Source organism: Mesorhizobium sp. J428 (genome assembly GCF_024699925.1).
GTDB lineage: Bacteria > Pseudomonadota > Alphaproteobacteria > Rhizobiales > Rhizobiaceae > Mesorhizobium_A.
Map to the genome: position 1 here is coordinate 1,766,116 of NZ_JAJOMX010000001.1, position 23,504 is coordinate 1,789,619.

Below are 23,504 nucleotides of genomic sequence, written 5' to 3' on the forward strand. Positions count from 1 at the left end.
TGTTTCCTTGTTGCTGTTGACGCGACAGGAATAACCGAGGCATTCTGGACCATCATCAATTCCTAGTCCGTATTTAATCAGCGAAAGTCCGGAAATGGCCGATCCACTCGCTCAAGTCATCGAACTGCTCCGACCGCGGACGGTGTTCTCCAAGGGCATCAGCGGCGCCGGCCGCTGGGGCGTGCGCTACTCGACATTCGGCGAGCCCGGCTTCTGCGCCGTTCTGGAAGGGAGCTGCCGGCTCGCCGTGGATGGCGTGGAGCCAGTCACGCTCGAGGAAGGCGATTTCGTTCTGCTGCCGGCAACGCCCGCCTTCACCATGTCGAGCTTCGAGCCAGCGACGCCGCGCTACATCGACCCCAAGGTGACGCCCGCGCCGACCGAGGAGGTCCGCCACGGCCGCCAGGACGGGCCTGCGGACGTGCGGCTGCTCGGGGGCTACTTCGTGTTCGATTCGCCCGACGCAGCACTCCTGGTGTCGCTTCTCCCGGCGATGATCCATGTGCGCGGCGTAGCGCGCCTTTCCCAGCTGGTGCGCCTCGTCGGCGAGGAGGCCGGCCAGCAGAACGTGGGCCGCGACTTCGTGCTCGCGCGCCTGGTGGAGATCCTGCTCATCGAGGCACTGCGCGCGAGCCAGGGCAAGGATGCGCCGCCGGGACTGCTGCGCGGGCTTGCCGATGCGCGGGTCGCCGGAGCGATGCGGCAGATGCATGGCGATCCCGAACGCGCCTGGACGGTGGCCGAGCTCGCGCAGGAGGCGGCCATGTCGAGGTCCGCCTTCTTCGACCGATTCACCCGCTGCGTCGGGCTACGGCCAATGGAATACTTGCTGGCCTGGCGGATGGCCGTGGCAAAGGACCTGCTGCGCGACGGCGACATCGCGCTCGACGAGGTCGCCCGGCGCGTCGGCTACGGCTCCGCGAGCACGTTCAGCACGGCGTTCAGCCGCCACGTCGGACAGCCGCCGGGCCAATATGCACGCAGCGGCCGGCGCGAAGGCAGACCCGGCGCCCGCATGCAGCTCCCGCCGCAGGCCGGGCAGGCGGTGTGACGGGAAGAGAGGGCGAGTAGGGCGAAATGCCCCCTCACCCCGCCTCCGCTTCGCTCGGCGGACCTCTCCCCGAGGGGAGAGGAGGCGGTGAACGCCGGCTCCCTCTTCTCCCCTCGGGGGTCCGAAGGACGGGCGAGACCGTCGGCTCGCCCCGGCCCATGTGGCCGCGAAGCGGCCGGATGAGGGGGCATTCGCAGTATGCGATCGCCCGCGCTCTGACGCGCCTCCCACCCTACCCGAATACCACCAGAAGATCCTTGGCGTCGATCTGCTCGCCGGGCCGCACCAGCACTTCGGTGATCGTGCCGTCGCGCTCGGCGTGAAGGGCGGTTTCCATCTTCATCGCCTCGATCGAGACGAGGATGTCGCCGGCCTTGACCACCTGTCCGGCCGCCACCGCCACGCCGGAGATGACGCCCGGCATCGGCGCGCCGACATGGGCCTCGTTGCCGGGCTCTGCCTTGCGGCGCGCCTTGCCGTTCGCCGCACCATGGACGCGGTCGGGAACCTTGACGCGGCGCGGCTGGCCGTTGAGCTCGAAGAACACGGTTACCATGCCCTTTTCGTCCACCTCGCCGATGGCGAGGCAGCGCACCACCAGCGTCTTGCCCTTCTCGATGTCGAGGAAGATCTCGTCCTCCGCCTTCATGCCGTAGAAGTAGGTCGGCGTCGGCAGCACCGAGACCGGGCCGTAATTGTCCTGTGCGGCGACGAAGTCGGTGAACACCTTCGGATACATCAGGTAGGAGGCAAACTCGAATTCGGAGAGCTTGCGCCCCGCCTTCTCCTCGGCCTCCTTGCGCGCCTTGCCGAGGTCGGCGTCCTTGAGCAGCGAGCCCGGCCGCACGGTGATCGGCGTCTCGCCCTTCAGCGCCTTCTTCTGCAGGCCGGCCGGCCATCCGCCCGGAGGCTGGCCGAGATCGCCCTTGAGCATCGAGACGACCGAATCCGGGAAGGCAATGTCCTTGGCCGGGTTCTCGACATCGGCGACGGTCAGGTCCTGGGAGACCATCATCAGCGCCATGTCGCCGACGACCTTGGACGATGGCGTCACCTTCACGATGTCGCCGAACATCAGGTTGACGTCGTGATAAGCCTGCGCCACCTCGTGCCAGCGAGTCTCCAGCCCCAGCGAGCGTGCCTGCTCCTTCAGATTGGTGAACTGCCCGCCCGGCATCTCGTGCAGGTAGACCTCGGAGGCAGGCCCCTTCAGGTCGCTCTCGAACGCCGTACTGGTTGCGCACCGCTTCCCAGTAGAACGACAGCTTGCGGATCCAGCCGGTGTCGAGCCCGGGATCGCGCTCGGTGCCTTTCAAGGCCTCGACGATCGAGCCGAGGCAGGGCTGAGACGTGTTGCCGGACAGCGCGTCCATCGCCGCGTCGACCGCGTCGACTCCCGCCTCGACGGCGGCCAGCACCGTCGCCGCCGCAATGCCCGACGTGTCGTGCGTGTGGAAGTGGATCGGCAGGTCGGTCGCCTCGCGCAGCGCCTTGAACAGCACTTTCGCCGCGGCGGGCTTGAGCAGCCCGGCCATGTCCTTGACCGCGATGATGTGCGCGCCGGCCGCTTCCAGCTCCTTGGCCAGCGCGACATAGTAATTGAGATCGTATTTCGCCCGCGCCGGATCGAGGATATCGCCCGTGTAGCAGATCGCCGCCTCGATCAGCTTGCCCTCGGCCCCCACCGCGTCCATCGCCACGCGCATGTTCTCGACCCAGTTCAGGCAGTCGAAGACGCGGAACAGGTCGATGCCGCCGGCAGCAGCCTGGGCGACGAAGTGCTTCACCACATTGTCGGGATAGTTGGTGTAGCCGACGCCGTTCGCCCCGCGCAGCAGCATCTGGAGCAGCAGGTTCGGCGCGCCCTTGCGCACGAGGTCGAGCCGCTCCCACGGGTCCTCGGTGAGGAAGCGCATGGCGACGTCGAAGGTCGCCCCGCCCCAGCATTCGAGCGACAAGAGCTGCGGCAGGCCACGCGCATAGGCCCCCGCCACCTGCGCGATGTCGAAGGTGCGCATGCGGGTCGCGAGCAGCGACTGGTGGCCGTCGCGCATCGTCGTGTCGGTGACCAGCACCTGCGGCTGCGCCCGCATCCATTTGGCGAAGCCGGCCGGGCCAAGCTCGTCGAGCTTCTGCTTCGTGCCGTCCGGGATGTTTCCGCCGACGAAGGGCACCACCGGTGCCGCCGCATCTGCCTTCGGCTTCGGCCGGCCGCGCGCTTCGGGATGGCCGTTGACGGTCACGTCTGCGAGGTAGTTGAGCAGCTTCGTCGCGCGGTCCTGGCGCTTCACCTGCGCGAACAGTTCCGGCGTCGTGTCGATGAACTTGGTCGTGTAGGAATTGTCCTTGAAGGACGGGTGCGTGATGATCGCCTCGAGGAACGTCAGGTTCGTTGCCACGCCGCGGATGCGGAACTCGCGCAGCGCCCGGTCCATACGGGCGATCGCCTCCAGCGGCGTCGGCGCCCAGGCGGTCACCTTCTCCAGCAGCGGATCGTAGAACCGGGTGATGACCGCGCCGGAATAGGCCGTGCCGCCGTCGAGGCGGATGCCGAAGCCCGTCGCGCCGCGATAGGCGGTGATGCGGCCGTAGTCCGGGATGAAGTTCTGTTCCGGATCCTCGGTGGTGATGCGGCACTGGAGCGCATGGCCGTTGAGGCGGATGTCCTTCTGTGCCGGCACGCCGCTCTCGGGGGTGCCGATCGCAGCCCCTTCGAGGATGTGGATCTGCGCCTTGACGATGTCGATCCCGGTGACTTGTTCCGTCACCGTGTGCTCGACCTGGATGCGCGGATTGACCTCGATGAAGTAGAACTTGCCCGTCGAGGCGTCCTGCAGGAACTCCACCGTGCCGGCGCCGATATAGTCGGTCGCATGCGCGATCTTGAGCGCGTAGCCGCACAGCTCCTGCCTGAGCTCGTCGGAGAGATAGGGCGCCGGGGCGCGCTCGACGACCTTCTGGTTGCGGCGCTGGATCGAGCAGTCGCGCTCGAACAGGTGCACCGCGTTGCCATGCGTGTCGCCCAGCACCTGCACCTCGACATGCCGGGCGCGCTCGATCAGCTTTTCGAGATAGACCTCGTCCTTGCCGAAGGCGGCCTTGGCCTCGCGCTTGCCCTCGGTGACCTCCTTGGCGAGCTCCCCCTCGGAACGGATGACGCGCATGCCGCGGCCGCCGCCGCCCCACGAGGCCTTCAGCATCAGTGGGTAGCCAACCTCAGCCGCGAGCGTCTTCACCGCATCCATGTCGTCCGGCAGCGGATCGGTGGCGGGAATGACCGGCACCGAAATCTCGACCGCGAGGTTGCGCGCCGCGACCTTGTTGCCGAGCCGGCGCATCGTCTCGGGCTTCGGGCCGATGAAGGTGATGCCGTTTTCCGCGCAGGCATCGGCGAATTCGGGGCTTTCGGAGAGCAGGCCGTAACCGGGATGGATCGCATCCGCGCCCGACAGCTTCGCTACCCGGATCACCTCGTCGATCGACAGATAGCTCTCGATCGGCCCGAGATCGCGCTCCAGATGCGGTCCGCGGCCGATCTGGTAGCTCTCGTCGGCCTTGAAGCGGTGCAGCGCGTATTTGTCCTCCTCCGCCCAGATCGCCACGGTCTTTATGCCGAGCTCGTTGGCGGCACGGAAGACGCGGATGGCGATTTCGGAGCGGTTGGCGACGAGGATCTTCTTGATCTGCAAGGAGGCACTCCGGCAGGGAAGGAACGTTACGGAAGATGTTTATCCGGAAAATGCTGCACTGCAAACAGAATCGGCAATGTGCATCGATGCCTGCGCAACAGGCAAAGAAAATGCCCGGCGCGAGGGTCGCGCCGGGCACTTTTTGGCAGATGCGAGAGCTTACTCGTTCTCGAAGTAGCTGTACTTGCCGTCGTCGCCCTTCTTCCAGGTGTACATCACGTAGTCCGGACGGGTGATGTCGCCCTTGGCGTCGAAGCCGATTTCGCCGATCGCGGTCGCGAACGGACCCTTGGCCTTGGCAGCTTCCGCGACCTTCTGCGGGTCGAGGTCGCCCGCGGCCTTTGCGGCGCCGGCAATGATCTGAACGGCGGCGTAGGAGTAGAGCGTGTAGGCTTCCGGCTCGAAGCCCGCGGCGCGGAACTTCTCGACGATCTCCTTCGCGGCCGGGTTCTTGCGCGGATCCGGAGCGAAGGTCATCAGCGTGCCGTCGACCGCGTCGCCGGCGATCGAGGCGAGCTCGTTCGAGACGATGCCGTCACCCGACATGAAGGTGGCCTTCAGGCCCTGGTCGGCGAACTGGCGCATCAGCAGGCCGGCTTCGGTGTGCAGGCCACCGTAGTAGACGACCGAGACGCCGGCTTCCTTCAGCTTGGCGATGAGGGCCGAGAAGTCCTTGTCGCCGATGTTGATGCCTTCGTAGAGAGCCTCGGTCACGCCGGCCGCGTTGGCAGCCTTCTTGGTCTCGTCGGCGAGGCCCTGGCCGTAAGGCGTCTTGTCGTGGATGATCGCGACCTTGGCGTCCTTGAAGTTTGCCGCGAGGTAGGCGCCCGCCACGGCACCCTGCTGGTCGTCACGGCCGCAGGTGCGGAACGTGTTCCAGAGGCCGCGCTCGGTGAACTTCGGGTTGGTCGACGCCGGCGTGATCTGCATGATGCCGTTCTCGGCATAGACTTCCGAAGCCGGGATCGAGACGCCCGAGTTGAAGTGGCCGACGACGAACTTCACGCCGTCCGCGACGAACTTGTTGGCAACCGACACGCCCTGCGTCGGGTCGGAGACGTCGTCGCCGATGACGACCTTGATCTGCTCGCCATTGATGCCGCCGGCAGCATTGATATCAGCCGCAGCCTGCTCCGCACCCTTCTGGAGCTGGGCGCCGAAAGCGGCGTTCGGGCCGGTGATCGGACCGGCCACGCCGATCAGGATTTCAGCCCACGCGCTGCCGCTGAACGCGAGGACCGCGGTCATGGCTACGGCAGACAAGAGAGACTTTTTCATATGCACACTCCCGTTAAACGGGTGGGCCTGGATGATTGCTTTCATGCGATGCCCACCCAACTCGCAGAAAGGAAACTTTGCCCATTTTCAGGGACTTGTCACGCCGATTCCTGCCGGATCCGGCGTTAATCATGAATGTCAGCGTTTGTCCTTGAAGCTGAGCAGTGAATCCCGCTCGTAGAGCCAGTGATACTGCGTGACCATCTGGTTGACCCGCGTGTAACGGTAGCCGAGATAGCCGATCACCAGCAGGATGATCGTGTCGACGATGTAATACTGCGCGGTGAACATCGTGCCGTCGAACAGCGCATGATGGATGAAGCGCACAGCGATCCCCAGCAGCAGCAGGAATGCGACGAGGCTGGAGACCGGCCGCCAGGTCTGCGCGCAGGCGCGGCCCGTCATCCATGCCGCCCCGCCGCCCAGCACCAGCGTGACGAAGAAGAACTGCCAGATATTGGCTTCCTCGTAGAGAATGCCGTGCATCAGAATATCCTCCTCAGTGCCGCCCGCCTTCGAGATAGGCGGCGCGGACTTCCGGATTGGCGAGCAGGTCCTGGCCGGTCCCGCTCATGGTGATGTTGCCGTTGACCATGACGTAGCCGCGCGTGGCCAGGCGCAACGCGCCGAAGGCGTTCTGCTCGACGAGGAACACGGTCAACCCCTCTTGCTCGTTGAGCACCCGGATCGCGTCGAAGATCTGCTTCACGATCAGCGGCGCAAGCCCCAGTGAAGGCTCGTCCAAGAGCAGCAGCTTCGGGCGCGCCATCAGAGCGCGGCCGATGGAGAGCATCTGCTGCTCGCCGCCCGACAGCGTGCCGCCGCGCTGCTGGATGCGCTCCTTGAGGCGCGGGAAAAGCGTGAAAACCTTTTCCGAATCCTCGGCGAAATGCGCGAGGTTATCGAGGCTCGCCCCCATCTGCAGGTTTTCCAGCACCGTCATGCGCGGGAAGATACGCCGCCCTTCCGGCGACTGCGCGATGCGCAGCCTGGCGATCTCATGGGTGGGCAACTGGGTGATGTCGGTGCCGTTGAAGACGATCCTGCCGGTGCGTGCACGCGGCGCGCCGAAGATCGTCATCATCAGCGTCGACTTGCCGGCGCCGTTGGCGCCGATCAGCGCGACGATCTCCCCCTGGTTGACCTCCATCGTCACGCCGTTGAGCGCGCGGATGTTGCCGTAATAGGTCTCGACGCCGTCGACGGAGAGAATCGGTTGCGTCGCCATCAGCCGCGTCCTCCGGTCTTACCGGCTTTCGCCGGTTTCGCGCCCCTGGCGAAACGCCTGGCCTGGCCGACCCAGTTCTCGCGGGCGATGCGCCCGTCGAATTCGAGATAGGCCTCCGCCGCGACGACATCCGCCTTCTTCCACGCGGCGATCTGGGCGAAGGTGGTGACGCCGTGCTCGGCGAGCTTGCGCGCGTTGACCGGCCCGATGCCCTTGATCAGCGTCAGGTCGTCGGCAACGGCCGGAACCGCGCTTGCGGAAGCAGGCTTCGGCCGGGCAGGTTTCGCGGCGGCAGGCGATTTGGCCGGAGCCGTTGCCTTGGCCGCCGCCGGCTTCACCGCCGGGGCAGACATCAGCGATACGGGCGCCTGATCGGAGGGCTTCGCGCGGGGTCGCGTGGGCTTCGGTGCCACCGGCTGCGTTACAGCGGCGCCGGCCGCTGCCTCGGATTTGGCCTTTGAAGGTTTGGGCGTCGCCTCAGCCTTCGCCGGCTTGGCGGCCGGCTTCGCCTTCGCCGCCGGCTTGGGCTTTGCAGAAGGAGCCTTGGCGCTTTCGGCAGGCTTCACGCGATCGGCCTTTGACGCGCCGGGCGCGACCTTGACCAGCCCTTCGCTGTGGTCTGCATGCTCGATCGTGTCGAACACGGGTCCGGCCATCATCGACGACGACGGCGAGGGCCCCTGCTCCGGATCCGGCGTGCCGTCGAGCTGCTCGATGACATGCTCGTCGCCCACCTCGACCAGCACCGTCTCGACCTCCTGGTCGTCGATGCCGAGATAGGCGGCGATGACCTTGGGGTCGCTCTTCACGAAGGACGGGTCGCCGTCGGAGATCTTGCGTCCGTATTCGAGCACGACGACGTGGTCGGAGATCTGCATGACCACCGACATGTCGTGCTCGATCAGCAGGATCGAGGTGCCGGTATTGTCCTTGATGTCGTTGAGCAGCGTGTTGAGCGCCAGCGACTCCTTGGGATTGAGGCCGGCTGCCGGCTCGTCAAGACAGAGCAGTTCCGGCCCGGTGCACATGGCGCGTGCGATCTCGAGGCGACGCTGCGCGCCGTAGGGCAGGTCGCCGGCCGGGTCGTCGGCGCGGTCGATGAGGTCGGCCTTCTCCAGCCAGAAGGCGGCGAGTTCGCGTGATTCCGCCGAGGCCCGGCGATAGGCCGGAAAGCCGACTAGGCCAAGGATGGTGTAGCCCGACGCCTTCATCAGCTTGTTGTGTTGGGCGACCAGCAGGTTCTCCAGCACCGTCATGCCCGAGAAGAGGCGGATGTTCTGGAACGTGCGCGCGACCTTCGCCTTCGCCGGGATCTGGAAGTCCGGCAGGCGTTCGAGCAGATAGGCCGTGCCGTCGCGCCGCGTCAGCGTGATCATGCCCTCGGACGGCTTGTAAAAGCCGGTGATGCAGTTGAACACCGTCGTCTTGCCGGCACCGTTCGGGCCAATGAGAGCGGTGATCTCCCCGCGCCGCGCCTCGAAGGACAGGTCGCCCACGGCGACCAGTCCGCCGAACTTCATCGACAGGTGCTCTACCTTGAGAATGGGATCGGAAGCCACGATCGACATCAGCCGTGTCCCTCGCGCGTGAATGACCCGGACACGGATTTCCTCTCCTTCAGGAACGCCGTCGGCTCGCGGCTGCCGACGAAGCCGCGCGGCTTCCAGACCATCACGATGACCATGGCCATGCCGAACAGCAGCATGCGGTAGAGCTCGGGAGTGAAATTCGGCCCGAACGCCAGCTTCAGGAACTGCATCTCGCGCAGCGCCTCCATGCCGCCGATCATGACCAGCGCGGCGACCGCGATGCCGACCAGCGAGCCCATGCCGCCGAGCACCACGATCGCCAGGATGATCGCCGACTGCAGGAAGACGAAGGATTCTGGATTGATGAAGCCCTGGCGCGCCGCGAAGAAGGACCCGGCGAAGCCGCCGAACATCGCCCCGATGGCGAAAGCCGTCAGCTTCGTGTTCGTCGTGTTGATGCCGAGCGAGCGGCAGGCGATCTCGTCCTCGCGCAGCGCCTCCCAGGCGCGGCCGACCGGCATGCGCCTGAGCCGGATCGTCACGAAGGCCGTGATCAGCGCCAGGATGAGGATGAGATAGTAGAGAAAGATCTTGTAGTAGACGCCCGAGGTCGGCAGCTCGAACACCTTGCCGATGTAATCGGGTGACGAGACGTCGAAATCGAACCAGCCGAAGAAGGTGATCTTCGGAATGCCGGAGATACCGGCCGAACCATTCGTCACCTCGCGCCAGTTGATCAGGACCAGGCGGATGATCTCGCCGAAGGCGAGCGTGACGATGGCGAGATAGTCGCCGCGCAGGCGCAGCACCGGGAAGCCCAGCAGCACGCCCCATAGGGCCGCCATCGCACCGGCGGCCGGCAGCAGGATCCAGAACGACAGGCCGTATTCTGTGCCGAGCAGCGCGTAGGTGTAGGCGCCGACGGCATAGAAGGCGACGTAGCCGAGGTCGAGCAGGCCGGCCAGCCCGATGACGATGTTCAGGCCCCAGGCCAGCATCACGTAGATCAGCACCTGGATGCCGAAATTGTCGATCCACTTCAGCGAGCCCTGCAGGCCGCTGGTCCACACGGCAATGGCCGGAAACAGGAACAGGAACAGGATGCCGATCCAGGTGAAGTTGCGGCGCAGGAAGCTAGGTTCGGCGGCGACGGCCGCCTTCTTGCCGGCGGCGCGGCGGCGCTCGACCTCCGGCCAGACGAAGGCCGAGAAGGCGAAGCGCCCGACCGTGACGATCGCGACCACGATGGCGAGCAGGCCCCAGCGCGGCACGACGATCAGTTCGTTGCGGATATTCTGGGTCGTCTCGAGGCCGATGATCAGCACGAACATGCCAAGGGCGATCAGGCCGGCGTAAAACGCCTCCCTGAGCGCATCCTGGATCACGTTGGGCTGTGCGCCGGTCGCCCGGCTCGCGGCGGCGGTTGCAGTCGTCTGCGATGTCGCCATGGCGCTAGACTTTCTCCACTTCCGGGCGGCCCATCAGGCCGGAGGGCAGGAAGATCAGCACGATCGCCAGGATCGAGAAGGCGGCGACGTCCTTGTAGTCGATCGAGAAATAGGCCGACCACAGCGACTCGATCGTGCCGATGAGCAGGCCGCCGAGCACCGCTCCGGGCAGCGAGCCGATGCCGCCGAGCACGGCCGCCGTGAATGCCTTCACGCCCGGCACGAAGCCGTCGGAGAAGGCGACGACGCCGTAATACATCAGGAACAGCGTGCCGGCGACGGCGGCGAGCGCAGCCCCCATGATGAAGGTGATCGAGATCGTCTTGTCGACGTCGACGCCGAGAAGTGCAGCCATCTTGCGGTCCTGCTCGCAGGCGCGCTGGGCGCGCCCGAGCGGCGTCTTGTTGACGATGTACCAGAAGATCGCGAGCAGCACGATCGTGACCACCGCGATGACGATCTGCTTCAGCGAGATCGAGATGCCGGCGACGTTGTAGACCGAGGAGATCATCGGCGGGATCGGCTTGTTGCGCGGGCCCTGCGTGACCTGGACGAAGTTGGAGATGAAGATCGACATGCCGATCGCGGTGATCAGCGGCGCCAGCCGGAACGATCCGCGCAGCGGCCGGTAGGCGGCGCGCTCGATCGTCCAGTTCCACAGCGACGTCGTCAGCATGGCGACGATCATCATCACCAGCAGGAAGAACACCACGTGGATGGTGGTGAACATCGCCACAAGGATCAGGAAGACGATCATCGCGATGAACGCGCCGAGCATGAAGATGTCGCCATGGGCGAAATTGATCATGCCGATAATGCCGTAGACCATCGTGTAGCCGATCGCGATCAGCCCGTAGATAGATCCCAGCGTCAGCCCATTGATGAGCTGCTGGATGAAGTATTCCATCGTTTGTCGGCTCCCCTGGAATGTCGCCACCCCTGGCGCATTCCTTATGTGGTTCCCTTAAGTCGTAGCCGTTCGATATCGGATTGCAATGTCAAAATGCGACATGCAGCCTGCCCGAACGGCACTGCCTAAAATCGCGACATGAACGATCAACGGCCTGGACCAAGCCGAACGCTAGCATTGGCCTACCGCGAAGTCTTCGACTTTCGGCGAAGGCGGCGTCAGCCTTTCGTAGAATCCGTTACGGAAGCCCGGAAATCCGCTCTTTCCGGCGAGATCGCAGTGCTTTGCGGGAGGCCTATTTCACCACGAAGCCGTGCGCGTAGGGATCGCGGTCGTCGATGAAGATGGTGTTGTAGCCCGTGGTGCGGGCCCAGCCGCCGATTGACGGCACGATCGCTTTGCGGTTTGCGACGGTGGTCTCCTTCTCCACCCGGCCCTTGAACAGCGAGCCGATGATGGATTCGTGGATGAACGCGTTGCCCTCCTTGAGCAGGCCCTTGGCATGGCGCTGCGCCATGCGCGCGGAGGTGCCGGTGCCGCACGGGCTGCGGTCGATCGCCTTGTCGCCGTAGAACACAGCGTTGCGGGCATCGGCCCCATCCTGCGTCGGCGCGCCGGTCCAAAGGATGTGCGACAGCCGGTTGATGCCGGGGTTCTCCGGATGCTCAAACGTGTATTTGTCGTTCAGAGCCTTGCGCAACAGCGGGCTCCAGCCCACCAGCTCGCCGGCTGTATGATCGGCGATGTCGCGGAAATTCTTCTGCGGCTCGACGATCGCGTAGAAGTTACCGCCATAGGCGACGTCGACCACGATTTCGCCCAACCCGGGCACCTCCGCAGTCAGCCCCTCGGCATAGAGGAAGGACGGCACGTTGGTGATGCGCACTTCCTCGACATATTCGCCCTCCTGCCGGTATTCGGCGAGGACGAGGCCGGCCGGCGTGTCGAGGCGCAGCAGGCCCGGCGTCTTCGGCTTCACCAGTCCGTGCTCGATCGCCATCGTCACCGTGCCGATCGTGCCGTGGCCGCACATCGGCAGGCAGCCGGAGGTCTCGATGAACAGGATCGCGATGTCGCAATCGGGACGGGTCGGCGGATAGAGGATCGAGCCTGACATCATGTCATGCCCGCGCGGCTCGAACATCAGCCCGGTGCGGATCCAGTCATATTCCGCCAGGAAATGCGCGCGCCGCTCCATCATGGTCGCCCCGTCGAGCAGCGGCCCGCCCCCCGCGACGAGGCGGACCGGATTGCCGCAGGTGTGGCCGTCGATGATGTGGAAGGAATGGCGGGACATCATGCGGCTCCTGTGGGGATGGCTAGGGAGGCTGGCGATCCTTCGCGCCCCCCTCTGTCCTGCCGGACATCTTCCCCACGCGGGGGGAGATTGGCTGGAACAGGCGGCTTCGCCAATCTCGAACGTTGCAAGGGGAAAGCGGACAGAGGCAACAGTCGATCTCCCCCCTTGAGGGGGAGATGGCCGGCAGGCCAGAGGGGGGTCCTCAAATGCGCTGCCATTATCAAAACCTCTGCGGCGAAAACGGCGCCAAGTCTATCGCCGGTGCATCGCCGGTGACCAGATCGCGCACCAGCCGGCCGGTGGCGGCGGCCTGGGTCTTGCCCAGATGGCCATGGCCGAAGGCGTAGAACACATTCGGCGCGGCCCGCGCGCGGCCGATGACGGGCAGCGAATCCGGCATGGACGGGCGATAGCCCATCCACTCGCGCCCGCCCTCGGTCTTCAGGCCCGGCAGGAAGCGCCTGGCTTTCTCCAGCATCGCCTTGGAGCGCGCATAGTTGGGCGGCAGCGTCAGCCCGCCGAGCTCGACCGCGCCGCCGACGCGCAGGCCGGTCGACAACGGCGTGATGACGAAGCCGTGGCCGGAGAAGATCAGCTGCCGCTTCACGTCGAAAGCATCGGCGGGAAGCGTCGTGTTGTAGCCGCGCTCGGTTTCGAGCGGCACGCGGTCGCCGAAGCGCCGGGTCCAAATATGCGACCAGGCGCCCGCCGCGATAAGCAGTTTAGGCGCTACGACCTTGCGCCCGTCGGCGAGGTCGAGAGCGACCTCATGCGACGAACCCGACACGTCCACCACCGTCGCATGCATGAACCGCGCGCCCTTCGTCTCCGCATAGGCCCAGACCGCCTTGCCGAGCAGCATCGGATCGTCGGCTGTCTTCCAGCCGGGCACGAAGGTGCCCTTGACGAACTGTCGCGACAGGCCGGGCTGCAGCGAGGCGAGTTCCTCGCCCTCGACATGGCGGAAGCCGATGCCGAATCTTTGCCGCGCGGCCCAGCCGGGCAGCGCGCCGCGAAACTCGGCCTCGCTCTCGTAGAGCTCCAGCGACCCGTCCTCGCGCAGCATCGGCCGCGTGCCGGAGCGGTCGAGCAGTCCCATCCACTCCGTCTCCGCCAGGCGCATCAGCCCCGCCTGCGCCGCCAGCGCTGCCTCGTAGCCCGTTCGCCCCGCCCGCCAGAAACGCAGGAGCCATGGCAGGAGCTGAGGCAGGTAGGAGGGGCGGATCGCCAGCGGCCCGAGCGGATCGGTGAGCCATTTCGGCAGGTTCTTCATCATGCCCTTGTGGGCGAGCGGCAGCACGTCCGAGAAGGCGAAGGCGCTGGCATTGCCCGAGCTCGTCTCCTCGCAGATGCCGGTGCGGTCGACGACCAGCACCCGCTTGCCCGCCTCGGCGAGGAATGCCGCCGCGCAGATGCCGACGATGCCAGCGCCGATCACGACGATGTCGGCGTCAGGGTCGGCGGGGTGGGCGGTGGGCATAGGTAGGGATCTATGAAGCAGTAAGGGGGCCGCGCGGCCCCCTTAGCATTGTTCGCCGATACAAGGCGACGGGAAAATCAGCTGTAAGACGCGCGTCAGCGCGCCCGCGAAGCTTCGAAGATGCTGTCGATCGCCGATGCCAGCATGGCGTTGAACTCGGCATCGCTCTGCTTCGCCGACAGGCCCTCGGTCAGGGCGCGCGAGAAGGAAGCGATCACGCCGTCGTTCTCCATGAGCTTCTTGTTGGCCTCGTCGCGCGAATATCCGCCCGACAGCGCCACCACGCGCATGACCTTCGGATGGTCGACCAGCGGCTTGTAGAGGTTTGCCTTCGTGGGCAGCGTCAGCTTGAGCATGACCTGCTGGCCGGCGGGAACCTTGTCGAGCTGCTTGAGGATCTCGGCGAGCAGGATATTCTCCGCCTCCGCCTTGTCGGCGATCGAGATCGTCACCTCCGGCTCGATGATCGGCACCAGCCCGTGCGACAGGACCTGCGCGCCGACCTCGAACTGCTGCGCGACGATGGCCGCGATGCCCTTCGGGTTGGCGGCGTCGACGACCGAGCGTTCCTTGGTGCCGAAGATGCCCTTGGCGACGGCGCGCTTGAGCAGCGCGTCGAGGTCCGGCATCGGCTTCATCAGCTGGACGCCGTCGGCTGCCGGGGCGAGCCCCTTGTCGATCTTCAGGAACGGCACCACGCCGCGCTTCTCCCACAGATACTGCGCCGTCGGCGTGCCGTCGATGTCGCGGTCCATGGTCTGCTCGAACAGGATCGCGCCCATCACCTTGTCGCCGGTGAAGGCGGGCGACTTGATGATGCGCGCGCGCATCTGGTGGATCAGGTCGAACATCTCCGCCTCGTTCGACCAGGAACCTTCCTCGATGCCGTAGAGCCTGAGCGCCTTGGGCGTGGATCCGCCCGACTGGTCGAGCGCCGCGATGAAACCATCCTTGTTCGCGGCCTGCGCGGCCATTTTCTCGTTCATGCCATTCTCCCTGTGTCGACCGATTTCCGTGTGTTTGCGCGCGCTTAGCAGGTATTCATACAAGACGGAATGGTGCGCAAACGGTCTCAATCGATTGAAAGTCGCGCGCACTGCGAAGATGGTTGACGATCCCGCGTCCGGAGGCAGGCAGGCCGGCGCGACCTCGCCGGCCAAGCGGAATTCCTTGGGCCAAGGCCAATTTCACGTTTCTGAATCAGCCCTCGGCGGGCAATGTTCTTTTGCCGCCTCCCGGATCGGCCGATAGAGACGACGGACCGAAAATCGATCTGGGAGGAATTGATGAAGGGTCTCAAGCTCTTTTTCGCGCTCGTATCGCTCGCTTTGACGACGAGCCTCGCAAAGGCGGAAGACTGGCCGACGCGGCCGGTCACGTTCGTCGTGCCGTTCGCGGCCGGCGGCATCACCGACACCGTCGCGCGCCGCATGGCAACCGTGATGACGGAGAAGCTCGGCCAGCCGGTGGTGGTAGAGAACCGTCCCGGCGCTGGCGGCATCGTCGGCACCGAAAGCGTCGCCAACGCCAAGCCGGACGGCTACACGATCATCTATTCGTCGGGCGGGCCGATGTCGATCCTGCCGCAGTTGCAGAAGGGCAAGCTGTCCTACGACCCGATCAAGGCCTTCATCCACATCCGCGGCGTCTCGTCGTCGAGCCAGATGATCGTCGCCAATCCGGCGACGCCCTACGGCAACATCTCCGAGCTGGTCGAATACGCCAAGGCCAACCCGGGCAAGGTCACCTTCGGCTCGCCCGGCATCGGCACCGCCCAGCACCTCGTCGGCGAACTGCTGAAGTCGGCCGCCGGCATCGACATGCTGCACATTCCCTACAAGGCCGGCTCGGCGCAGATGACCGACCTGATGGCGGGCGTCATCGACCTGTCCTTCGACTACGTCTCGGTGGTGAAGCCCTATGTCGACTCGGGCAAGATGAAGGTCATCGGCACGACCGCACCCGAGCGCAACGTCGCCTATCCCGACGCGCAGACGGTGGTCGAGGCCGGCTTCCCCGGCGGCGTCAACGTCGCGTCGAGCTGGGTCTCGGCGCCAGCCGGCATCGACCAGGCGATCGTCGACAAGCTGTCGTCCGTCGTCGAGGAGACGATGAAGGATCCCGGCATCGTCGAATTCTTCAAGACGACGGGCCTGACGATCATCGGCGAGAAGGGTCCCGACGTGATGACCCAGTTCGTGATCGACGAGAACACCAAATACGGCAAGGTGATCGAAGAGGCCAAGATCGTCGCCCAGTAGCCACGACCAGGGGTCGGGCACGACATTGGTCGGCGTCCCGAAAGGGATGCCGACCTTCGCTTTTGAGAGCGGAGGAAACAACATGCACATCCGCAATCGGCGCGCCTTCGTCTCCGGCGCGCTCTTCCTGATCGTTGCAATCGCCTACCTCTCCATAGGTTGGGACTACGATCCCGGCTCCGCGGCGCGCATGGGACCGGGCTATTTCCCGCGCATGTTGGGCAGCCTGCTCGCCCTTCTGGGCCTCGCCATCATGATCGGTGCCATCCGCCCCGGCGCGACGGAGGAAGGTCTCGACCGCTGGGACTTGAAGTCGCTCGCCTGGATCACCGGTTCCATTGTGCTCTTCGCCTTCCTGCTCAATGCGGCAGGGCTGGTCGTGGCGCTTGTCGGCCTGCTGTTCGTGGCGAGCCTTGCCAGCCGCGAATTCACCTGGCGCGGCGCGATCGTCACCGTGATCGTGCTGACCGCGCTGGCGGTCGCAGCCTTCTATTACGGGCTCGGATTGCAGTTCGACCTCCTCCCCTCATTCGTCTAGGAGGCCGTGATGGAGCTTCTATCCAATCTCGCGCTCGGCTTCTCCCACGCGCTGACCCTGACCAATCTCTCCTACGCCTTCATCGGCTGCCTGCTCGGCACCCTGATCGGCGCATTGCCGGGCCTCGGGCCGCTGGCGACGATCTCAATGCTCCTGCCGCTCACCTATGTCCTGCCGCCGGATTCGGCGCTGATCATGCTGGCCGGCATCTACTACGGCGCGCAATACGGCGGCTCGACGACGGCGATCGTCGTCAACCTGCCCGGAGAATCCTCGTCGGTCGTGACCGCGATCGACGGCCACCAGCTCGCCCGCCAGGGTCGCGCCGGCGTGGCCTTGTCGACGGCGGCCATTGGCTCGTTCTTCGCCGGCTGCGTCGCGACGCTGGCCATCGCCATGTTCGCCCCGATGCTGGCCGAGGTCGCCTTCGAGTTCGGTCCGAAGGAATATTTCGCGCTGATGGTGCTGGGCCTCCTGCTCGCCACCGTGCTGTCCGACGGGCCGCTGCTCGAAAGCATCGCCATGGTGGTGCTCGGCGCCATGATCAGCCTGATCGGCACCGACGTGAACACCGGCGAACAGCGCTTCACCTTCGGCATCTCGCAGCTGTTCGATGGCATCGACTTCGTGCCGCTGGCGATGGGCATCTTCGGCTTCGCCGAGATCGTGCGCAACCTGCAGCCCAACGCCGAGGCGCGCTCGGTGCTGGCTTCCAAGATCACCAGCCTGTTCCCGACCAGGGACGACTTCCGCAAGATGGCGGCGCCCATCCTGCGCGGCTCCGCGCTCGGCACCATCCTCGGCGTCCTCCCGGGCGGCGGGGCCGCGCTTGCCTCCTTCGCCTCCTATTCGCTGGAAAAGAAGGTGTCGCGCGAGCCGGAGACGTTCGGCAAAGGCGCGATCGCCGGCGTCGCCGGCCCGGAATCGGCCAACAATGCCGCCGCCCAGACCTCGTTCATCCCGCTGTTGACGCTCGGCCTGCCGTCCAATGCCGTGATGGCGCTGATCATCGCCGCAATGATGATCCACGACATCCAGCCGGGTCCGCGCGTGATGACGGCGGATCCCGGCCTGTTCTGGGGTCTGATCGCCTCGATGTGGGTCGGCAACCTGATGCTCGTCCTGCTCAACCTGCCGCTCGTCGGGCTGTGGGTGAAGCTGCTAACGATCCCCTACCGCTTCCTCTACCCGGCGATCCTGATGTTCTGCTGCATCGGCATCTATTCGCTGAAGAACGACACGTTCGAGATCTACCAGGCCGCGCTCTTCTGCGTCGTCGGCTATGCCATCCTGCAGCTGAAGCTGCCGCCGGCGCCACTGCTGATGGGCCTCGTGCTTGGGCCGCAGGTCGAGGAGAACTTCCGCCGCGCCATGCTTCTGGCGCGCGGCGACGCGACGGTGTTCTTCACCTCGCCGCTGTCGGCGAGCCTGCTCGGCATCGCCGTGGTGATGCTGGTGTTCATGGCGCTTCCCGCGATCCGCGCGCGGCGCAAGGAAGCGCTGAGGGAATAACCTACTTCTTCAGCGCCTCGACGCCCGGCAGGGCCTTGCCCTCCATCCATTCGAGGAAGGCGCCGCCAGCGGTGGAGATATAGGTGAAGTCGTCGGCCACGCCGGCATGGTTGAGCGCAGCCACCGTGTCGCCGCCCCCCCGCGACGGAGACCAGCTTGCCGGCCTTGGTGCGCGCCGCCGCATGCCTCGCCGCGGCCACCGTCGCCGTGTCGAAGGGCTCGATCTCGAAGGCGCCGAGCGGGCCGTTCCAGACCAGCGTCGCGGCGCGGTCGATCCAGTCGGTCACCGCCTTCACGGTCTTCGGGCCCACGTCGAGGATCATCGCGTCGGACGGCACCGCCGTGACGTCGACCGTCTCGTTGGCCGCGCCCGCCTTGAACTCGCGCGCGACCACGCCGTCGGTCGGTAGCACGATGGCGCAGCCGGCGGTGGCGGCCTCGATCATGATCTGCTTGGCGGTGGCCGCGAGGTCGTGCTCGCACAGCGACTTGCCGACATCCTCGCCGCGCGCGGCGAGGAAGGTGTTGGCCATGCCGCCGCCGATCACCAGCGCGTCGACCTTGGTCACGAGGTTCATCAGGAGGTCGATCTTGGTCGACACCTTGGCGCCGCCGACGATGGCGACGACCGGGCGCACCGGAGTGCCGAGCCCCTTCTCCAGCGCCGATAGCTCCTCCTCCATCGTGCGGCCGGCGAAGGCCGGCAGGATCTTGGCGATGCCCTCGGTCGAGGCATGCGCGCGGTGCGCGGCCGAGAAGGCATCGTTGACGTAGAGGTCGCCGTTTTCCGCCAGCTTCGCCGCGAAGTCCGGGTCGTTCTTCTCTTCGCCCTTGTGGAAGCGGGTGTTCTCCAGCAGCAGGATGCCGCCGTCGGGCAGCGCCGCGATGGCGTTCGCCGCGGCCGGCCCGATGCAATCGTCGGCGAAGGCGACGGCCCGGCCGAGGACCCCAGCGGTCGCGGTCGCGATCGGCGCGAGCGACTGCGCCGGATCGGGCGCCCCCTTCGGACGGCCGAAATGCGCCAGCAGCACCACCTTGGCGCCCTTGTCGGAGAGTTCGAGAATGGTCGGCGCGACGCGCTCGATGCGGGTGGCGTCGCTCACCGCCCCGTCCTGCACCGGCACGTTGAGATCGACCCGCACCAGCACGCGCTTGCCCTTCGCCGCGCCGATGTCGTCGAGAGTCCTGAAATCGGCCATGCCGTCCTCCATTGCCCGCCGGTCTCCACGCCGGCCAAATCGCGCCGGACCATACAGACGGCGAAGCCAAGCGCAAGAGAGTGGCGACTGTTGGGAGCATGTTCGAGCCGCAAGGCGGCCCTATCTCGTGATGGATCAGTCTCGCCAGGGGAGAAGGGGTTGGCGCCGACGTCCGCGACCCCCGCTCCCCTCGGGGAGAGGGTCGCGAGGCGAAGCCGAGCCGGGTGAGGGGGGCGCCCTCGGCAAGCTGGCACCACCCGAGCTACCCTCGGCCCAGCAAAAACTCCGCCACCTCGTCAGAAAACCTCTTGCGCCCGCCGTCGATCACCACGTCCCCAGACCCCTCCGGGTCCGGTTCGCCGCGTGGCATGCCGTGGGCGACGAGGGCCTCGGCACAGCCGAGCCAGTCGCCGTCCGGCTCGGGCTCGTTGATGGAGCCCCAGGAGAGCGTGCCGCAGACATTGTCGCCGAAGCCGTGTTCCCCGCGCCAGTCCGCCCCCTTTTCCAGCAGGAAACGCGCGAGCCCGGCGTCGCCGCGGAAGACGGCGTGGTTCAGCGCCGAGGCGTTCCAGTCGCCGCCGCGGGTCTCAATCGGCCAGCCGAGGCCGACCATCAGCTCAATGGCCTCGCGACGGCCGAGCGCGGCGAGCTCCGGCAGCATCTTCAGCCGCTCCGGCGGCAGCGACGCCGGAAGGTCCGGCCGGCGCGACTGAAGGACCCGCGCTGCGGCCTCGTCGGCGGCGGCGCACGCCGCGACGAACTGCTCCTCCTCCGTCATGTCCTCGCCGCCCGCAGCCTCGCGCAGCAGCGCGGCGACGTCCGGCAGCCCGAAGCGCAGCGCGAGGCGGTAGGCGCTCGTCCCGTCGCGCGAACGCACGCACGGATCCGCGCCCGCATCGAGCAGCGCCTGGACATGCGCCGCGGACCGTCCGCGCCGGATCGCCCAGAGCAGCGGCCGGCCCCAGTCGGTCGTCGGCGCGCTGCCGGCCTTCTCGTTCGGATCGCCGCCCGCGCCCAGCAGCAGCTTGAGCGATTCGAGATTGTCGAGGTCCAGCACGCGGTATTGCGCATTGGTGCCCTCGATCCGCGCCCCCGCCGCCAGCAGCAGCCGGGTGACGTCGGGGTTCTCCAGCGAATGGTAGAGCGACTCGTTGTCGTTCGGATCGGCCCCGGCATCGAGCAGCAGCCGCGTCATCTCCGGATCGCGGTTCTGGCCGGCCGCGCCATAGAGCGCGGAGAGGCGATATTCCGTCGACGGCTCTGCCAGCGACGCCGGCGGCCAGCGGCTCCACACCGACTGGTCGGGGTCTGCCCCGGCGTCGAGCAGCAGCTTCGCGGCGGCATGCAGCCGGTCGCGGTACGCCGGCAGCCGCGCGAGGCCGGAATGCGTGACCGCGACCAGCGGCGGCAGGCTCAGCGGACCACCGGGCCGGTCGACCCAGCCCGGGTCCCGTTCCACTGCTGCGGCAAGGACGGCCGTGTCGCCGATCGCGCAGGCGAGCCAGGGATCGCCCGCCGTCAGGTCCGGCCGGTCCTCCAGCAGGCGGGCGGCGGCGGCGGGGCTGGCGCGGTTGGTGCCGCCGGCGATGTCGCCAGGATAGACGAGCCGCAGCCAGTTGAGCACCAGCGTGCCGCGGTCGGCGGAGAAGGCGCGACGGGCTGCGACATAGGCGCCGAGCTCCGCCCATGAGGCGAAGCCGTATTCGCGCGCAAGGCAGGACTGCGCATCGTGCAGACGCAGGCCGAGGGCGGCGATGGCCGCGTCGTCCTTGCCGGCGGCAAGCGGCAGCGCGTCACGGAAGCGCGCAAGCGCGTCGGGATCATTGCGCCGGTAGCCGGAGAGCAGATCCTTCGCCTGCTTCTTCAGCTGGTCGAGATTGGGATGGTCGGGAAGACGTTTCATGGAACCTCCGTGCATGGAACGCCGACGACCCGCAAATCCGGCTGCACAAAGGTCTGGAAAGACATCTCAGCAATGCAAGTGGGTTCAACCCTTCCCGCGGGCCCGGGCGCGGCTTGCACCGCGACGGCGACCTTAGGGCGACAGCCGCGCCGGGGTCAATGCCGCGGCTCCGCGTTGACGCAGGCTGCACTGCCGGACTGGCGTCACGGCACCGGCTCTCCCGGCGTCTTCGCGCTGCGGCGGCGCAGGAAGGCGGCGAGCCGGTCGCGAATCTCGCCGGCAGTGAGCAGCAGCGGCATGGAGGGCGCCAGCTCCTGCGGTTCGAGCGCCAGGCCAACCGAATCGATCGCGCCCTTGTCGTCGGTGTCGCGCACGATCAGCTCGATCGGACCGAGCGAGACGCGGTCGGCATATTCCGCGTGGCCGCCGAGTCGCGCCAGCATCAGCTGAGCGATGGTGAGCTCGGCCTCCCCCTCACGCAGTTCCGCGCCATAAGCGGCGCTGATCTCGCGCGCGAGGTGATCCGGTTCGACGGTGAACGCGCCGAAGAACTCCTCGTCGTCCGCTGCCAGCGATACCCTGGTAGCGAACAGCCGGTCGAGCAGGCGCGGATAACGATCGGAGACGAAGATGTAGACGAGGTCGTCGACCATGAGGCGGCCGGCGTCCTGCGGCTTGAGCGAACGGCCCTCGCGGATCACCAGCGACGGGCGGGCCCAGCGCGGGATGCGCCCGCCGCGTGCGACGGGGCTGCCGGGCGCCACGCGATAGGCCAGAAGTTCGTGATGCGCCGAACCTGGCAGTTCCAGTTCGACCTTGTCGAGCGGACCGCTGCGCGGCGGGATGATCAGCCCGAGCCGTCGCGCAACCGGACCGATCGTCCAGCCCTGGACCAGCAGCGATACGAGCACGATGATGAAGGCGATGTTGAACAGCGCCCGGCCGTTGTCGAGATTGGCGATGATCGGCGTCAGCGCGAGTAGAATGGACACTGCCCCGCGCAGGCCGACCCACGAGATGAACGCCGTCTCAGCGCGCGCGAAGCGAAAAGGCAGCAGGCAGAGCGACACCGCGACGGGGCGCGCGACGAAGATAAGGAACAGCGACAGCACGACAGCCACCGGTATGATGGCGAGGAACTGCGACGGCGTGGCGAAGAGGCCGAGCACCAGGAACATGATGATCTGCGCCAGCCACGAGATGCCATCCTGGAAGCGCTTGAGCGTGGCCGTCGAACGCATGCCGGAATTGCCGGCCACCAGGCCGGCGATATAGACCGCCACGAAGCCCGAGCCGTGCACCGCGCCCGTGACGCCAAACAGCATCAGCGCCAGAGTGATGACAAAGATCGGCAACAGCCCCGGATCGAGCTTCAGCCGGTCGACGAACATCACGATCAGGCGTCCGCCGAGCAGCCCGGCGAGCGCGCCGATGCCCATTTCCCGCAGGAAGCCGACCACGACGTTCAGGGCAAGCTCGCCCGCGCGCAAGGCCTCACCTGCGCCGATCATCTCGACAAAGGCGAGAGTCAGGAAGATGGCGATCGGATCGTTGGAGCCCGACTCGATTTCGAGCGTGTTGCGCACCCGCTCGCGGATGTTGAGATTGCCGGCACGCAGCAGGAAGAACACCGCCGCCGCATCGGTCGAGGCGATGATTGATCCGAGCAGGAAGGATTCCAGCCAGTCGAAATCGGTGAAGGCGACCGTGAAGACACCGAACAGGCCGGCGGTCAGGATAACGCCGACCGTGGCGAGCGAGACGGCCGGTGGCGCAGCCATGCGCAGCGAGGACAGCGGCGTGCCGAAGCCGGAATCGAACAGGATGACGGCAAGTGCTATCGCGCCGATGAAGTAGGAGGCCGACGCGTTGTCGAACGGGATGCCGAGTCCGTCCTGTCCGGCGAGAAGCCCGATGCCGAGGAAGAGCAACAACAGCGGGGCGCCGAAGCGGAAGGCGATCAGGCTCGAGAACGCCGCCGCGAGCACCATCGCGGTGCCGATGAGCGTGACGAGATAGACCCCTTCGAACATCCCCGATCCCTTTCCCTCTCCTCCTCATGGGATAGTGCGGCGAAGAGAAGGCGCGGCGGAAACAATTGCATGGTGGGGGTTGATATTTTCTCCTGAACCGGTGTCCGGAACGAAAATGCCCGGCCGGAGCCGGGCATCTGGAAAT

At 66.4% G+C, this 23,504-nt stretch carries 15 protein-coding genes and 2 pseudogenes; 4 read left to right on the forward strand and 13 right to left on the reverse strand.

All coding sequences use genetic code 11. The features are described from left to right. Positions 1 to 94: 94 nt before the first annotated feature. Positions 95 to 1,051, forward strand: a complete 957-nt coding sequence (locus tag LRS09_RS08810) for an AraC family transcriptional regulator (protein WP_257805380.1) — start codon at positions 95 to 97, stop codon at positions 1,049 to 1,051. Positions 1,052 to 1,283: 232 nt separating this feature from the next. Here the strand turns inward: LRS09_RS08810 and pyc are convergent. From pyc to LRS09_RS08860, 10 genes and pseudogenes are all read right to left on the reverse strand, one after another. Further along, a pseudogene (gene pyc / locus LRS09_RS08815) lies at positions 1,284 to 4,740 on the reverse strand (pyruvate carboxylase). A 159-nt stretch (positions 4,741 to 4,899) separates the two neighbouring features. Further along, on the reverse strand, positions 4,900 to 6,018 hold the full coding sequence (locus LRS09_RS08820) for a branched-chain amino acid ABC transporter substrate-binding protein (RefSeq protein WP_257805381.1): 1,119 nt from the start codon (positions 6,016 to 6,018) through the stop codon (positions 4,900 to 4,902). Positions 6,019 to 6,156: 138 nt separating this feature from the next. Continuing rightward, entirely contained in the window at positions 6,157 to 6,504 is a 348-nt protein-coding gene (locus LRS09_RS08825) for a DUF6867 family protein (protein ID WP_257805382.1), read from the reverse strand. A 13-nt stretch (positions 6,505 to 6,517) separates the two neighbouring features. Then, positions 6,518 to 7,246, reverse strand: a complete 729-nt coding sequence (locus LRS09_RS08830) for an ABC transporter ATP-binding protein (RefSeq protein ID WP_257805383.1) — start codon at positions 7,244 to 7,246, stop codon at positions 6,518 to 6,520. Beyond that, positions 7,246 to 8,814: an ATP-binding cassette domain-containing protein gene (locus LRS09_RS08835; protein ID WP_257805384.1), complete on the reverse strand. Its 1,569-nt coding sequence runs from the start codon at positions 8,812 to 8,814 to the stop codon at positions 7,246 to 7,248. Before LRS09_RS08835 ends, LRS09_RS08830 begins: the two co-directional genes overlap by 1 nt. Next, on the reverse strand, positions 8,814 to 10,223 hold the full coding sequence (livM, locus tag LRS09_RS08840) for a high-affinity branched-chain amino acid ABC transporter permease LivM (RefSeq protein WP_257805385.1): 1,410 nt from the start codon (positions 10,221 to 10,223) through the stop codon (positions 8,814 to 8,816). The genes LRS09_RS08835 and livM overlap by 1 nt, the downstream gene beginning before the upstream one ends. 4 nt (positions 10,224 to 10,227) lie before the next feature. Continuing rightward, a complete protein-coding gene (locus LRS09_RS08845) occupies positions 10,228 to 11,130 on the reverse strand; it encodes a branched-chain amino acid ABC transporter permease (protein WP_257805386.1) in 903 nt (300 codons plus the stop codon). A 298-nt stretch (positions 11,131 to 11,428) separates the two neighbouring features. Further along, positions 11,429 to 12,430 (reverse strand): 4-hydroxyproline epimerase, encoded by a 1,002-nt coding sequence (locus LRS09_RS08850; RefSeq protein WP_257805387.1) that lies wholly within the window; start codon positions 12,428 to 12,430, stop codon positions 11,429 to 11,431. Positions 12,431 to 12,653: 223 nt separating this feature from the next. Continuing rightward, positions 12,654 to 13,913: an FAD-binding oxidoreductase gene (locus tag LRS09_RS08855; RefSeq protein ID WP_257805388.1), complete on the reverse strand. Its 1,260-nt coding sequence runs from the start codon at positions 13,911 to 13,913 to the stop codon at positions 12,654 to 12,656. A 95-nt stretch (positions 13,914 to 14,008) separates the two neighbouring features. Further along, positions 14,009 to 14,899 carry a fructose bisphosphate aldolase gene (locus LRS09_RS08860; RefSeq protein ID WP_257805389.1) on the reverse strand — a complete coding sequence of 297 codons (891 nt, stop codon included), beginning with the start codon at positions 14,897 to 14,899 and terminating at the stop codon, positions 14,009 to 14,011. A 300-nt stretch (positions 14,900 to 15,199) separates the two neighbouring features. Here LRS09_RS08860 and LRS09_RS08865 point away from each other — a divergent pair, with 300 nt between their 5' ends. From LRS09_RS08865 to LRS09_RS08875, 3 genes are all read left to right on the forward strand, one after another. Then, a complete protein-coding gene (locus tag LRS09_RS08865; protein ID WP_257805390.1) occupies positions 15,200 to 16,174 on the forward strand; it encodes a tripartite tricarboxylate transporter substrate binding protein in 975 nt (324 codons plus the stop codon). 82 nt (positions 16,175 to 16,256) lie between these two features. Continuing rightward, positions 16,257 to 16,712, forward strand: a complete 456-nt coding sequence (locus LRS09_RS08870; protein WP_257805391.1) for a tripartite tricarboxylate transporter TctB family protein — start codon at positions 16,257 to 16,259, stop codon at positions 16,710 to 16,712. 9 nt (positions 16,713 to 16,721) lie between these two features. Continuing rightward, positions 16,722 to 18,224: a tripartite tricarboxylate transporter permease gene (locus tag LRS09_RS08875; protein WP_257805392.1), complete on the forward strand. Its 1,503-nt coding sequence runs from the start codon at positions 16,722 to 16,724 to the stop codon at positions 18,222 to 18,224. Between the two features lies 1 nt (position 18,225). Here the strand turns inward: LRS09_RS08875 and pgk are convergent. From pgk to LRS09_RS08890, 3 genes and pseudogenes are all read right to left on the reverse strand, one after another. Continuing rightward, a pseudogene (gene pgk / locus LRS09_RS08880) lies at positions 18,226 to 19,423 on the reverse strand (phosphoglycerate kinase). Positions 19,424 to 19,685: 262 nt separating this feature from the next. Then, the gene (locus LRS09_RS08885) at positions 19,686 to 21,326 is read right to left on the reverse strand and encodes an ankyrin repeat domain-containing protein (RefSeq protein WP_257805393.1); all 1,641 of its coding nucleotides are present in this window, start codon (positions 21,324 to 21,326) and stop codon (positions 19,686 to 19,688) included. Positions 21,327 to 21,529: 203 nt separating this feature from the next. Continuing rightward, complete coding sequence (locus LRS09_RS08890) at positions 21,530 to 23,359, reverse strand: potassium/proton antiporter (RefSeq protein ID WP_257805394.1); 1,830 nt, start codon at positions 23,357 to 23,359, stop codon at positions 21,530 to 21,532. Positions 23,360 to 23,504: the final 145 nt, after the last annotated feature.

Coding starts and splice junctions, on each gene's coding strand:
- LRS09_RS08810 (WP_257805380.1), top strand. CDS start 95: ATGGCCGATCCACTCGCTCAAGTCATCGAACTGCTCCGACCGCGGACG.
- LRS09_RS08820 (WP_257805381.1), bottom strand. CDS start 6,018: ATGAAAAAGTCTCTCTTGTCTGCCGTAGCCATGACCGCGGTCCTCGCG.
- LRS09_RS08825 (WP_257805382.1), bottom strand. CDS start 6,504: ATGCACGGCATTCTCTACGAGGAAGCCAATATCTGGCAGTTCTTCTTC.
- LRS09_RS08830 (WP_257805383.1), bottom strand. CDS start 7,246: ATGGCGACGCAACCGATTCTCTCCGTCGACGGCGTCGAGACCTATTAC.
- LRS09_RS08835 (WP_257805384.1), bottom strand. CDS start 8,814: ATGTCGATCGTGGCTTCCGATCCCATTCTCAAGGTAGAGCACCTGTCG.
- livM (WP_257805385.1), bottom strand. CDS start 10,223: ATGGCGACATCGCAGACGACTGCAACCGCCGCCGCGAGCCGGGCGACC.
- LRS09_RS08845 (WP_257805386.1), bottom strand. CDS start 11,130: ATGGAATACTTCATCCAGCAGCTCATCAATGGGCTGACGCTGGGATCT.
- LRS09_RS08850 (WP_257805387.1), bottom strand. CDS start 12,430: ATGTCCCGCCATTCCTTCCACATCATCGACGGCCACACCTGCGGCAAT.
- LRS09_RS08855 (WP_257805388.1), bottom strand. CDS start 13,913: ATGCCCACCGCCCACCCCGCCGACCCTGACGCCGACATCGTCGTGATC.
- LRS09_RS08860 (WP_257805389.1), bottom strand. CDS start 14,899: ATGAACGAGAAAATGGCCGCGCAGGCCGCGAACAAGGATGGTTTCATC.
- LRS09_RS08865 (WP_257805390.1), top strand. CDS start 15,200: ATGAAGGGTCTCAAGCTCTTTTTCGCGCTCGTATCGCTCGCTTTGACG.
- LRS09_RS08870 (WP_257805391.1), top strand. CDS start 16,257: ATGCACATCCGCAATCGGCGCGCCTTCGTCTCCGGCGCGCTCTTCCTG.
- LRS09_RS08875 (WP_257805392.1), top strand. CDS start 16,722: ATGGAGCTTCTATCCAATCTCGCGCTCGGCTTCTCCCACGCGCTGACC.
- LRS09_RS08885 (WP_257805393.1), bottom strand. CDS start 21,326: ATGAAACGTCTTCCCGACCATCCCAATCTCGACCAGCTGAAGAAGCAG.
- LRS09_RS08890 (WP_257805394.1), bottom strand. CDS start 23,359: ATGTTCGAAGGGGTCTATCTCGTCACGCTCATCGGCACCGCGATGGTG.